The sequence below is a fragment of the Enterococcus raffinosus genome (assembly GCF_001886185.1).
In the GTDB taxonomy this organism is placed as follows: domain Bacteria; phylum Bacillota; class Bacilli; order Lactobacillales; family Enterococcaceae; genus Enterococcus_A; species Enterococcus_A raffinosus.
The window spans coordinates 84289-96811 of record NZ_JXLA01000004.1 but is presented as its reverse complement, the minus strand read 5'-3'; the positions used below and the strand labels follow the sequence as shown (position 1 = coordinate 96811).

The 12523-nt window shown below is 40.4% G+C and carries 11 protein-coding genes; 8 read left to right on the top strand and 3 right to left on the bottom strand.

From position 1 onward, the window contains the following. Nucleotides 1-10 precede the first annotated feature (10 nt). Nucleotides 11-1372 carry a signal recognition particle-docking protein FtsY gene (gene ftsY / locus RV13_RS03020; RefSeq protein WP_010747180.1) on the top strand — a complete coding sequence of 454 codons (1362 nt, stop codon included), beginning with the start codon at nt 11-13 and terminating at the stop codon, nt 1370-1372. 22 nt (nt 1373-1394) lie between these two features. On the opposite strand, the gene RV13_RS03015 is transcribed toward ftsY, so the two are convergent. Beyond that, nucleotides 1395-1598: a hypothetical protein gene (locus tag RV13_RS03015; RefSeq protein ID WP_010747179.1), complete on the bottom strand. Its 204-nt coding sequence runs from the start codon at nt 1596-1598 to the stop codon at nt 1395-1397. 173 nt (nt 1599-1771) lie between these two features. Between RV13_RS03015 and gshAB the strand changes: the two genes are divergently transcribed. Further along, on the top strand, nt 1772-4033 hold the full coding sequence (gene gshAB, locus RV13_RS03010) for a bifunctional glutamate--cysteine ligase GshA/glutathione synthetase GshB (RefSeq protein ID WP_010747178.1): 2262 nt from the start codon (nt 1772-1774) through the stop codon (nt 4031-4033). Nucleotides 4034-4053: 20 nt separating this feature from the next. On the opposite strand, the gene RV13_RS03005 is transcribed toward gshAB, so the two are convergent. Both RV13_RS03005 and RV13_RS03000 read right to left on the bottom strand, forming a co-directional pair. After that, nucleotides 4054-4611, bottom strand: coding sequence for an LOG family protein (locus RV13_RS03005; RefSeq protein ID WP_010747177.1), 558 nt, complete (start codon nt 4609-4611; stop codon nt 4054-4056). After that, a complete protein-coding gene (locus RV13_RS03000; RefSeq protein ID WP_010747176.1) occupies nt 4611-5012 on the bottom strand; it encodes a hypothetical protein in 402 nt (133 codons plus the stop codon). The genes RV13_RS03005 and RV13_RS03000 overlap by 1 nt, the downstream gene beginning before the upstream one ends. A 133-nt stretch (nt 5013-5145) precedes the next feature. Here RV13_RS03000 and RV13_RS02995 point away from each other — a divergent pair, with 133 nt between their 5' ends. The 6 genes from RV13_RS02995 to cshA all read left to right on the top strand — a co-directional run bounded on the left by RV13_RS02995 (nt 5146) and on the right by cshA (nt 12407). Beyond that, entirely contained in the window at nt 5146-6045 is a 900-nt protein-coding gene (locus RV13_RS02995; RefSeq protein WP_010747175.1) for a metallophosphoesterase, read from the top strand. Nucleotides 6046-6061: 16 nt separating this feature from the next. Beyond that, nucleotides 6062-7408: a hypothetical protein gene (locus tag RV13_RS02990; RefSeq protein ID WP_010747174.1), complete on the top strand. Its 1347-nt coding sequence runs from the start codon at nt 6062-6064 to the stop codon at nt 7406-7408. Further along, entirely contained in the window at nt 7392-7841 is a 450-nt protein-coding gene (locus RV13_RS02985; RefSeq protein WP_010747173.1) for a YaiI/YqxD family protein, read from the top strand. Before RV13_RS02990 ends, RV13_RS02985 begins: the two co-directional genes overlap by 17 nt. A 100-nt stretch (nt 7842-7941) precedes the next feature. Then, the gene (locus RV13_RS02980) at nt 7942-9006 is read left to right on the top strand and encodes a D-alanine--D-alanine ligase (RefSeq protein WP_060789098.1); all 1065 of its coding nucleotides are present in this window, start codon (nt 7942-7944) and stop codon (nt 9004-9006) included. Between the two features lie 164 nt (nt 9007-9170). Then, complete coding sequence (locus RV13_RS02975) at nt 9171-10526, top strand: UDP-N-acetylmuramoyl-tripeptide--D-alanyl-D-alanine ligase (protein WP_010747171.1); 1356 nt, start codon at nt 9171-9173, stop codon at nt 10524-10526. 330 nt (nt 10527-10856) lie between these two features. Beyond that, on the top strand, nt 10857-12407 hold the full coding sequence (cshA, locus tag RV13_RS02970) for a degradosome RNA helicase CshA (protein ID WP_010747170.1): 1551 nt from the start codon (nt 10857-10859) through the stop codon (nt 12405-12407). The last annotated feature ends 116 nt before the right edge of the window (nt 12408-12523 follow it).

Below are 12523 nucleotides of genomic sequence, written 5' to 3'. Positions count from 1 at the left end.
GGGGATATTCATGGGACTATTTGATCGAATAAAAAAGGCTTTTTCTAGTGAGCAAAAAGAAGAAACGGAAAAACAAGAGGCGCTTGTAGAAGATAAAGAAGTCTTAGATTCAGAATCTGCCACTGACAATGAGGAAGAAACAGTCGTTAGTGAAGATATTGCTGACGATGGGATAGAACAAAAAGAAGAAGCTCAGGAAGAATCGCAGGAAAAAGCGACTGACGAAGCACTAGACACTCCTTTGGAAGAGATACCTCCACAGGAACCTGACAATTCTGATGCATCTGATGATTTAGTGACGATTGAAGAGGAGCAGTCTGACAAACAAGCTGAAGTTATCGAGGAACTCGTTGAAGAAACTGCAGAAGATTCCGAAGAGGCTGAAACAGAGACGGAGATAATGGATTCAGCAGAACCTGTTCAGGCAGAAGAGACGGTTCAGGAAAAATATGACAAAGGGTTGGAAAAGACGCGTAAATCATTCGGCGAACGAATGAATGAACTGTTTGCTCGCTTCCGCCGAGTTGATGAAGACTTCTTTGAAGAATTAGAAGAAACCCTGATAGGTGCTGATGTTGGCTTTGATACGGCCATTAAATTGACAGATTCCTTGAGACAAGAGGTTAAGTTAAAAAATGCCAAGAAACCAGCTCAGATCCAAAATGTAATTATTGAAAAGCTGGTAGAAATTTATGAGGCAGAGGGCGTCAACGAAAACAACAAACTCAATCTGCAAAATGATGGATTAAGCGTGATTTTATTTGTTGGGGTCAACGGTACAGGGAAAACCACCAGTATCGGAAAATTAGCTAATCAGTATAAAAATGAAGGCAAAAAAGTTTTACTAGCTGCAGCAGATACATTTCGTGCTGGCGCGATTGATCAGCTAGTGGTTTGGGGTGAGCGTTCTGGAGTAGAAGTTGTTCGCGGCAATGCAGGTGGCGATCCGGCGGCAGTAGTTTTTGATGCGGTGGATAAAGCCAAGAGAGAAAATTATGATGTTTTGCTGATTGATACAGCAGGACGCTTGCAAAATAAAGTTAATCTAATGAACGAGTTGGAAAAAATCAAACGAGTGATCAAACGAGAGTTTCCAACAGCTCCACATGAAGTTCTGCTAGTAGTTGATGCAACAACTGGTCAAAACGCGTTAGTTCAAGCACGCCAGTTCAAAGAAACTACGGATGTTACAGGATTAGTTTTAACCAAGCTAGATGGAACGGCGAAAGGCGGTATCGTGTTGGCGATCCGTAATGAGCTTCATCTGCCAGTTAAACTAGTTGGGTTAGGTGAAGGAATCAATGACCTTGAAGCCTTTGATCCAAATGATTTTGCAGTCGGACTCTTTAAAGGTCTGTTGAAGGAAGAATAAAAAAAGAACTGTTGAGAAAACCTCAACAGTTCTTTTGCATAGTCTGAAAATATGGCGGAACGTGCAGGCTGACGTTGCTTTGCCGAGCATTGGCATCCATTATTCGACGAACCTCGTTGCAATGGAACTGATGTTGATGATGCGGTTTTAACATCACGAACTCTTTTGGGGTCGTTTCTTGTTGTAAATGAGTGGTATCTATCATTGAACCATTTTTTTCTTGCATGAGCGAGGCCTCCATTCTTTTAATAAAAACAAACTAAAACTGTAGTTTGATTAGACTAGTTGTTATTAATATTTAATCATATTTTCATTTAAAAGGCTATTTCTTTTTCAAGCATTTCCGTTCTGTTTCTGGTTATTCTTCTATATAATGTAGCTTGGGAGGACTATGGACAAATGAATACAAAAAAAATGATGGCACAAGAAAAGGTAAAACCATTCTTGCTGCAAGCACGCTATGGGATCGAAAAAGAAAGTCAACGGGTCACCTTAGATGGTGAGCTTGTACAGACGGATCATCCAGCCCCTGTGGGGAACCGGAGCTTCCATCCCTATATCCAAACAGATTTTTCTGAAACACAATTAGAGCTGATCACCCCAGTGACAGAATCAGTGGATGAAGTTTTAGCATATTTAGAAGCAATCCATGATGTTGCACAGCGAAGCATGTCAAAAGATGAAATGATGTGGCCGTTTTCTATGCCACCAGTACTTCCCGAGAAAGAGGAAGATATCCAGATCGCGAAGTTGGAGCGACATGCAGATGTGTTGTATCGGCGTTACTTAGCGCGGGAGTATGGCAAACGTAAGCAGATGGTCAGTGGGATTCATTTTAATTTTGAATATGGCTTAGATTTAGTAAAGCAGCTCTTTTTAGCACAAACTGAAGAAGCTTCTATGGAAGATTTCAAAACGCGATTATATATGAAAATAGCCCGTAATTTTTTGCGTTATCGCTGGCTGTTGACCTATTTATTTGGAGCGAGTCCGTTAAGTGAAAACCGCTACTTTGATAGTGAGGATCGTCCAAAAGAACCTGTCCGAAGTATTCGGACTAGTCATTATGGCTACGTAAATAAACCAGATGTACAAGTCTCCTATGAAACCTTGACACGTTATAGTGAAGATTTAGCGGAAAATGTTTCGCAAGGCCGATTATCGGAGGAAAAAGAGTTCTATGCACCCATCCGCATGCGTGGTGGAAAAAAGGTGGCCGATCTTTTCCATACAGGAATTCGTTATGTAGAGTTGCGGAATATTGATTTGAATCCCTTTGATCGTGTGGGGATCAATGCAGAGGAGATTGAATTCATCCATTTGTTCATGTTGTATTTGTTGTGGACCGATGAAAAAATGTCAGCTGATGAGTGGGTAGCGGAAGGAAATCGCATAAGTGATGAAGTCTCTTTAGAGCATCCAATGAAACCAACTGCACATTTAGTAGAGGGACAAATGATTTTTGCTGAGATGCTGCAAATGGTTGACGAGCTAGAATTAGAAGGTGCTGAGCTGATTAAAAAATATCAAGCATGGCTGGAGCAACCTGAAGAGACGTTAGCAGCAAGAATTCTTGCTTTGGATGAAACTGAAGGACAGGCAGCAGTGGCAACCATGTTGGGACGCAAGTTCTATGATCAAGCGTGGGCACACCCTTATCAATTAGCAGGCTTCCAGGAAATGGAATTATCAACACAAAATTTACTGTTCGATGCTATTCAAAAAGGAATCGAGACGGAAGTATTGGATCGGCAAGATCAGTTTGTGAAGCTGCAGCATAGAAAACATCAAGAATTAGTAAAAAATGGAAATATGACCAGCAAAGATACGTATATCGCACCGTTGCTGATGGCAAATAAGACGGTCACTAAAACGGTTCTAGCTCGAGCGGGCTTCCGGGTACCAGATGGAGAAACCTTTGGCTCGATCGAGACAGCGAAAAAGGCATACCCACGATTTGCTCAAAAGGCTTTCGTGATTAAACCAAAATCTACGAATTATGGCTTAGGGATTACCATTTTTAAAGGTGAGACCTCGGTGACGGATTTTAATAGTGGTTTGGCGCTTGCTTTTGCTGAAGACGATGAAATCATTATTGAAGAATTTTTACCTGGAACAGAGTATCGGTTCTTTGTCATCGATCACCAAGTGAAGGCCGTTTTACTTAGGATTCCTGCGAATGTTATAGGCGATGGGGATCGTACGATTGAAGAGTTAGTCGCTGAAAAGAACGCAAATCCTTTACGTGGAATGAATCATCGGTCGCCTTTAGAAAAAATTCAATTGGGTGATTTAGAACAATTGATGCTGAAGGAACAAGGATTACGGATTGACAGTATTCCCGACAAAGATCAACAAGTCTTCTTGCGGGAGAACTCCAATGTTTCTACCGGCGGAGATTCTATTGATGTAACGGATGAAATTCATGAAAGCTATAAACAAATAGCAATCGAAGCAGTGGAGGTATTGGGAGCTAGTATCAGTGGTATTGATTTGATCATCCCAGACAAGAACAAGCCTTATGAAACACACGATGACTATGGGATTATCGAGGCGAACTTTAATCCAATGATGCATATGCATATATACCCCTATATCGGAAAAAGTCGTCGATTAACTTTGGATGTCTTGCGTTTCTTATATCCTGAAATGACTATCTAAAATACTCCACACGACTTGGCTCAGTCGTGTGGAGTATTTTTATAAAAGCACTGTATGAAGTTGTCGATTTCGATTAATGAGTCAGAAAATAAAACGAGCTGACGATCCTCCGCTGACAAAAAGTGTTGTTCCACCATTTGATCGAAAAAAATACGTAGAGGACGATAATACTCGTTTACATCTAGAAAGATACAGGGACTATTATTTTCCCCAACACGAGCCCAAGAATAAGCCTCGCTGATTTCTTCTAATGTTCCGACGCCTCCAGGCAAAGCCAAACAAACATCTGCGTGTTGCATCATCATCTTTTTTCGTTCGTCTAAGTCATTTACGGTGATCATACGTGATAAACCGGTGTGAACACGTTCGCGATCCTGCAGAAATTTCGGCATGATGCCAATCACAGTACCGCCGGCGTCCAAAACGCTGTCTGCGACCACACCCATCAACCCAAGTTTGCTGCCTCCATAAACAAGTTCGTTCCCATTCCTTACGATCCAATGTCCCAGTGCTTGTGCTGCAAGAGCATAGGCAGGGTCGGCCCCAAGGTGTGCACCACAATATACAGCTATTCGCATCAGTGTTCTTCCAATTCGAGCGTTTGCTTCGTTGATTCCACGATTAACCCTGTCTTCTCTTCCCACCATAGCTTCATTTCATTTTCATAGGTATTAGGGAATTTATCAACAGTGTTCATTAAAGGTTCTTCCTGTAGTTTGGCGTAAGGATAATTCATTGCCAGATTCAATTTCAGTTCTTTTAACAAACTATAATATTGAAACATCATGTAATACATCTCTTCATCATCGCCGCTTGCTAAAACTAATGCTGCCCGATCAAGCATGAATCCTAAGCTGCGCATCATAAATAAAAAAGCAGGAATCTCTTCTGTTTTAATATCGTTGACTTCTTTTAAAATATCCACGTGTAAATCAAGCGCTTGCAATAAATCGGTTTGAAGATTTTGATAAGTAACCATTCTGTTCTCCCCCTTAAATTCTTTCTTTGAAATAAGTATAGCACAGACCTGAAATATCCTACGTGCGGATTCAGCTTTTGGCTCGCATTATTACAAGGATTTGTGTAAAGTAGACGGGTAAGGAGGCAGTATGATGGGAAAATTAGCAGTGATCACGGACCTACATGCAGATATTAATCACTTTGGCGAGACTGAACTGTCAAAACTTTTTGCTTTACTAAAAGAGCAAGAGGTGACACGCTTACATTTTGCTGGAGATACTGCGAATAAGATGGATCAGACACTAGCGGTCAATCATTTTTTTCGTCAACGAGAGCTTCCGACAACCTTTAATTTAGGAAACCATGAGATGGGAAATGTTAAAGGAGAACAAATGATTGAGCATTATCCAGATAGTCATTTTTTAAATCTCCGTTATTTGCCCCTCAACAAAAAAATGGTTCTATTAGGGTTTAATGGCTGGTATGATTATGGCTTTTCTGAGTTAACAGATCCAAAACAAATTCGTTCAATCAAAAATATTTATTGGTTCGATCGGATCATCGAACGTTTTTCAGATGATCAGACGGTGAATCAAGAGATTTTACGCCAATTGCGCAATGTACTGGATGATTTGGCTAGAAAAAATTATCAGGTTATTTTGGCAACCCACTTTGTTCCAAAAGAAGAGTTTATTGTACATTTAAGTGGGAAATATCAAATTTGGAATAAATTGAACGCTTTCTTGGGGTCGAAGGCATTAGGCGAACTGCTGGACCAGTATCCTAATGTTCAACAAGTTGTATTTGGACATACACATCGCCGGTTTGGCGATCGTAAGATTCATGACACCATTTATAGCTGTCGACCATTAGGGTATTATTATGAATGGTCGATTACAAAGAATTTTGTTTTAGATAATCATTTAGCAGAAGTTTTCATTCCTATGAAAATGCGCAGCTTATTGAATAAGCATCAGGAAGATTTTGCTGCTTATAAAGAGGATCATTTGATTGAAGAATTTCAACAAGCGATAACGTTGATTTCTTATTAGTGGAAGGATAATTTTAATGGAAGTAATAAAAAAATTTTTAAGACAATTTACGCAAACAACCCCTTTTGTTTTAGCCAACACGATGATTGTTATTCCGTATCTATTATTTATGCACTTGGTAGATCCGCAATCGTCTGTTACGGTTCTACCCTTTGTTTTCTTTTATACGTTTCGTGTGACTGGAATTTTTCTGATTCGCGGATTATATCGGTCGATTGATCAGTATACGCTATTAATGGTTTCTCTTTTGGTTGGTGGGATTGGTTCTTTTCTAACCTTAATTGGAGCATTGCATTTTACTTTCTATTTATTTGGCAGTATCTTTTTAGGATTAAGTGCGGCTTGGTTGCCGCCAGCAAATGCCAGTATTAATTTTTTTGAAAAATCTAAAGGCTTTCAAACGATGAGCAGCCGTCGCTATCTGATCGCTTTAATTGTTCTGGCGCCCTTATTTTATGGAACAACACTTGCATTTCCTATTCAATCAGTTATCGTGCCAAGTGTCGTTACCCTTTATTTTATTTGTGCTTATCATACGGTGAAACATTATCCGCATTACGAGATGGATTTTAAAGAATTAACGAAGCATGTTTTTTCAATTTCTGAATTGACCTGGTTCATTTTATTCTTTGTTGCTCTCTTTTTATTACGAAGTGGTCGATTGTTGTTTAATGAATCTTTGTTGAACAATGCCATTATTTTGTTTGCGGGAATATTTATGGTGGCTGTCGTTGTGGTTAATCAAGTGAAAAGTCGATGGAAGTTGCCGCTTTGGCAGAATGCACTAACATTTCTTAATGGCATGTTAGGAAATTTTATTTTTCTTTTCGGTGCATTTTACGTTGCGGTTTATAAAGGGGCTGCTTCACAAGGCCTGTATCTATTTTTACCCTATCTTTTAGGGGTTATTAGTTCCTTAGTATTGGCAGGAAAGGTGCGTCAATCGTTTAAAAATGAGTTGAATGTACAACTGGCTGGTTTAGCGGCGGGTTTATTACTATTAAGTATTCGCTTCTTATTTCCAGTTGCCATCTTTGTACTAACCTTTTTTCAAAAAGGAACCAGCGCTTGGCTAAATCGTTTGTACTATCAAACAGAGAGTATTGAAGCGCAGCAACGCCTTACTGCAAAGTATTCAACATCTAACAAGGGGAGCATCACGCATCAATTTATCTTAATGTTGTTGATGCTTGTCACATTGCAGGCGAAAAATTTACCAATAAAGGATATTTTTCTGCTGCGCAGCTTGCACTCCTCAGAAATCCTTGCCACAATGGACATAGTTAAATTTCTCTCGATTATTATTCTATTAGTTGGGCTGGGTCAAATTAGAAGGGTTGGAAAACATGCGTTTAATTATTGATGGCGATGGGTCGCCAGTAAAAGAGACAACCATTATGATCGCTCAAAAATATGGGTTGCCTGTTGTGATCGTAACGAGTATTGATCACTATTCAAAAAAAGAGTATCCAGATTTCGTGACGTTCATTTATGTGGATCGTGGTGCCGATTCCGCCGATTTTAAAATAGTTTCTGTTATTCAACCAGAGGATATTTTAGTGACACAGGATTATGGTTTGGCGTCATTGACCTTGGCGAAGGCTGCACATGTTTTACATCAAACAGGGATGGAATATACGCAAATGAATATTGATGCGCTCCTGACACAACGTTTTATTGGAGGCAAAATGCGTCAAGCGAAACAACGTACAAAGGGACCGAAACCTTTTACTAATGAGGATCGAACACATTTTCAAGAAGTTCTGGAAAGCTTGATCCAACAGTCTTTGTTGTAATCTAAATGATAAGCTTTGTAATACTTGTAAAATTTCTTTTTGGGGATTTTGATTTTTGTGCTAAAATGTTAGGGATCAGAAAGTAATGGAGGACATTCAGTTGAAAATTATTTTACTTTATGGTGGGAAAAGTCCAGAACACGATGTAGCGATTTTATCGGCTTTTTCAGTTATTTCTGCGGTTTATTTTGACTATTATCAAGTACAACTTATCTATATTGATAAAACCGGACAATGGGTTAAAGGCCCATTGTTAACGGAAGCACCAGAAACAGATGAAACGCTGCGCCTAACTTGGGACCCAACCGGTCATGAAGTTGAGGGATTCAGCGGCAAGGTAATCGCTCCCGGTGATATTAAGGAAGACAATGCGATTGTCTTTCCAGTTTTACATGGACCGAACGGAGAAGATGGAACCATCCAAGGCTTTTTAGAAACATTGGATATGCCGTATGTCGGTGCAGGTGTGATGACGAGTGCTTGTGCGATGGATAAAATTATGACGAAATATATCCTGCAAGCAGCCGGTATTCCACAGGTTCCCTATGTTCCCGTTTTGAAGAACCAATGGAAAGAAAATCCAAAACAAATCTTTGATAAATGCGAAGGGACCTTGTTGTACCCAATGTTTATCAAACCTGCTAATATGGGTTCGAGTGTAGGAATCACACGAGCAGAAAACCGTGAAGAGCTGCAAAATGCACTGCAAGAAGCCTATCGCTATGATTCTCGTGCTTTGGTAGAGCAGGGAATTGATGCTCGTGAAATCGAAGTAGCTGTTTTAGGAAACGACGACGTGCGGACAACATTGCCTGGAGAAATTGTAAAAGAAGAAGCTTTCTACGATTACAACGCTAAATATATCGACAACACGATTCAAATGGCGATCCCGGCAAATATTCCAGAAGAAGTGATGCAGAAAGCTCGCGATTATGCCAAGTCAGCCTATACAATGTTAGGCGGTTCAGGACTTAGCCGAATCGACTTTTTCCTAACGAATAAAAACGAATTGTTCTTGAATGAATTGAATACGATGCCTGGTTTTACTGAATTTAGCATGTATCCATTATTATGGGAGAACATGGGCTTGAAGTATGGCGATTTGATTGAAGAATTGATTCAATTAGGTACAAAGCGTCATGAGCAGCGAGCTGCCCTTGAATAATTTCGCTTCTGTTTAACAACCGAGTAGGGCTTGAGACATGATTCGATTGAATGATGTTTCAAGTTCCTTTTAACGTCTGGCGTATCAAAGGAGTATTATTTGGAAGATACACAGGTACATGAAAATTTCACTGTAGTCAGAAACAAAAATTTGGGAGGAACACCATGAATTTTACAACGACAATCATCAGCAAGGCCGTTCAAGGTAAAGTATTGGCGGAAAATGAGGTGACCGTTACTGGTGTCGAATTCGATTCACGAAAAATTGAAGCTGGCGATTTATTTGTGCCTTTGCAGGGAACAAATGATGGCCATGAGTTTGTATCAAAGGCAATAGAAAATGGAGCGACTGCAACACTATGGAGCAATGATCCAGAAACAGCGCCAGAAGGTATTGCTGTCATTTTAGTTAAGGATACGCTACTAGCCTTTCAAGCTCTAGCAAGCTATTACTTATTGGAAGAAAATCCAGATGTGATTGCTATTACAGGCTCAAACGGAAAAACCACAACAAAAGATATGACTGAATCGGTCCTTAGCCAAAAGTTTCGGACATATAAAACACAAGGAAATTACAACAATGATATTGGCTTACCTTATACGATCCTGCACATGCCAGAAGGAACTGAAAAATTAATTTTGGAGATGGGCATGGACCATGCTGGTGAGATCAGTATCTTATCAGAGTTGGCTGAACCGGATGTTGCAGCAATCACGATTATCGGTGAGGCCCACATAGAAAACTTAGGTTCGCGCGAAAAAATCGCAGACGCGAAGATGGAAATTACAACAGGTTTAGCTTCAGACGGCCTACTAATTGTCCCTGCCGACGAACCTTTATTAGAAGAGCGTATTAGTTCATTGTCTCAAACGGTCGAAACCGTTGGCATTCAAAAAGGGGACCTATCTGCTACGATTCTGAATGAAAACAAAGGCGCGACAGTTTTTTCAGTTGATGATAATGGGTACCAAATTCCTCTGCCAGGAAGCTATAATGTGCAGAATGCGTTGATTGCGATGGCAATTGGTCGATGGTTCGACGTTAGCAATGAGCAAATTTTTCAAGGACTAGCCTATGTACAGGTGACTCAAAATCGCACCCAGTGGTTGAAGGCGAATAATGGCGCAGACATTTTGAGTGATGTTTATAATGCGAACCCAACAGCAATGGGACTAGTGCTGGATACTTTTGCAAAATTACCAACAGAAGGCCGCCGCCTAGCTGTTTTAGCGGATATGTTAGAGTTAGGTGCGGATTCCTATTCGCTACACGCGAGTATGGTAGATCATATTAATGACCAAGACTTTCAAGAAATCTATCTTTACGGGGATGAAATGAAAGGACTAAAGCTTGCTTTGGCGGATCGGTATCCATCATTGACAGTGCGGTACTTCAATAAAAGTGATAAATCCCAAATGATTCAGGCGATCAAAGAAAGTTTGCAAACAACAGACAGCATTGTTTTAAAAGGCAGCAACGGCATGGGCTTATTCGAAGTTGTTGAAGCTTTGCAGCAATAGTGAAAACTTGCAGAAAATGAAATGATGTGCTAAAATGAGCCATTGCCGAGAAATGAAGTAATGATTGAATGAGTCATCCAATAAATTAAAGATTCGCTAGCGGTGTATCGCTGGCTTACCAATTATTTTTGAGAAGCGGTTGGGGCATTTTTCAATTGAACGATGTCTCAACCACTTTTTGTGAGAGATGATCCTTCCGCCTGACTTCGCGGAGCGGTTTTTCGGTAGTATCGCCAAGGACGGCAACTAAAGGGACAGTTGCAGACCAAACGCAGATACCAAACCATACGCTCTAAATGATAAGGTCAACAGACATTAGGAGGATATCATTTGAAATTCAAAGAACTAAAATTATCACCAGAACTATTAGTAGCGATCGAACGCTCAGGTTTTGAAGAAGCAACACCGATTCAAGAACAAACTATTCCTTTAGCACTAGACGGAAAAGATGTTATTGGTCAAGCACAGACAGGGACTGGTAAAACAGCCGCTTTTGGTCTACCGATGTTAGACAAAATTGATACGACCAAGAATGTTTTACAAGGCCTAGTAATTTCACCAACCCGTGAACTTGCTATCCAAACACAAGAAGAATTGTATCGTTTAGGCCGCGATAAAAAAATTCGTGTACAAGCTGTCTATGGCGGTGCAGACATTGGTCGTCAGATTCGTGGATTGAAGGATCGTCCACATATCGTCGTGGGAACACCAGGACGGATGTTGGATCATATTAATCGTCACACCCTAAAATTAGAAACAGTCGAAACGCTTGTTCTAGACGAAGCAGACGAAATGTTGAACATGGGCTTCCTAGAAGATATCGAAAAAATTATCAGTAAAGTCCCTGCAGAACGCCAAACATTGTTGTTCTCAGCAACAATGCCTGATGCAATCAAAAAAATCGGCGTGAAATTTATGAAAGACCCTGAACACGTGAAAATCAAAGCGAAAGAAATGACCGCTGATTTAATCGATCAATATTATGTTCGGGCGAAAGATTATGAAAAATTCGATATTATGACTCGTTTGTTTGATGTTCAAACACCAGATTTAGCTATTGTCTTTGGACGTACTAAACGTCGCGTTGACGAATTAGCACGTGGCTTGGAGGCGCGCGGCTACAAAGCAGAAGGAATTCATGGCGATTTGTCACAACAAAAACGAATGAGTGTCTTGCGCTCATTTAAACGTGGAGATCTTGATATCTTAGTTGCAACGGATGTTGCTGCTCGCGGATTGGATATCTCAGGTGTCACTCATGTGTATAACTATGATATTCCACAAGATCCAGAAAGCTATGTTCACCGCATCGGTCGTACAGGTCGTGCTGGTAAAGGTGGTATGTCTGTGACGTTCGTTACACCAAACGAAATGGGTTACTTGCATGTCATTGAAAACTTAACGAAAAAACGGATGAACCCAATGCGTCCGCCAACCGAGAAAGAAGCCTTCAAGGGTCAACTAGGAGCGGCGATGGAACAAATTCAAAGCCAAATGGAAGAAAATTCTGATAGCTTAGAAAAATACAATGAATCAGCACAGGAGTTATTAGCAGCTTATTCTCCAGAAGAATTAACTGCAATGCTGTTGAAGACGGTCGCTAAGGACCCAGCTGACTCTGTACCTGTTAAAATTACACCAGAACGTCCATTGCCTTCAAATAAAAAAGGCGGCTTTAATCGTGGCGGTAAACGCGGCGGAGGAAACAACCGTGGCGGCGGACGCGGAAAAGATAACTACCGCAAAGATCGCGACCGTAACAATAACAATAACAAGAACAAAAACTACGGCGGAAACAAACAACGCAGCAACAACAAAAATTCAAACCGTAGTAACGACAAAAAGCGCGGGTTTGTAATTCGCACCAACACAAACGATTAATTCGTTCATAACTGTCAAAGCCATCAATCTTTTTGATTGATGGCTTTTTTCTTGATATAAAGGACTTTGCGCGGATTATTAAAAAAAAATCATAGCATTTAAAGAAGTCTTTGGTA

What these genes read in the sequence shown, in the direction of transcription:
- gshAB (WP_010747178.1), top strand. Translation starts at nt 1,772, where the DNA reads ATGAATACAAAAAAAATGATGGCACAAGAAAAGGTAAAACCATTCTTG.
- RV13_RS03005 (WP_010747177.1), bottom strand. Translation starts at nt 4,611, where the DNA reads ATGCGAATAGCTGTATATTGTGGTGCACACCTTGGGGCCGACCCTGCC.
- ftsY (WP_010747180.1), top strand. Translation starts at nt 11, where the DNA reads ATGGGACTATTTGATCGAATAAAAAAGGCTTTTTCTAGTGAGCAAAAA.
- RV13_RS02995 (WP_010747175.1), top strand. Translation starts at nt 5,146, where the DNA reads ATGGGAAAATTAGCAGTGATCACGGACCTACATGCAGATATTAATCAC.
- RV13_RS02985 (WP_010747173.1), top strand. Translation starts at nt 7,392, where the DNA reads ATGCGTTTAATTATTGATGGCGATGGGTCGCCAGTAAAAGAGACAACC.
- RV13_RS03015 (WP_010747179.1), bottom strand. Translation starts at nt 1,598, where the DNA reads ATGCAAGAAAAAAATGGTTCAATGATAGATACCACTCATTTACAACAA.
- RV13_RS02975 (WP_010747171.1), top strand. Translation starts at nt 9,171, where the DNA reads ATGAATTTTACAACGACAATCATCAGCAAGGCCGTTCAAGGTAAAGTA.
- RV13_RS02990 (WP_010747174.1), top strand. Translation starts at nt 6,062, where the DNA reads ATGGAAGTAATAAAAAAATTTTTAAGACAATTTACGCAAACAACCCCT.
- RV13_RS03000 (WP_010747176.1), bottom strand. Translation starts at nt 5,012, where the DNA reads ATGGTTACTTATCAAAATCTTCAAACCGATTTATTGCAAGCGCTTGAT.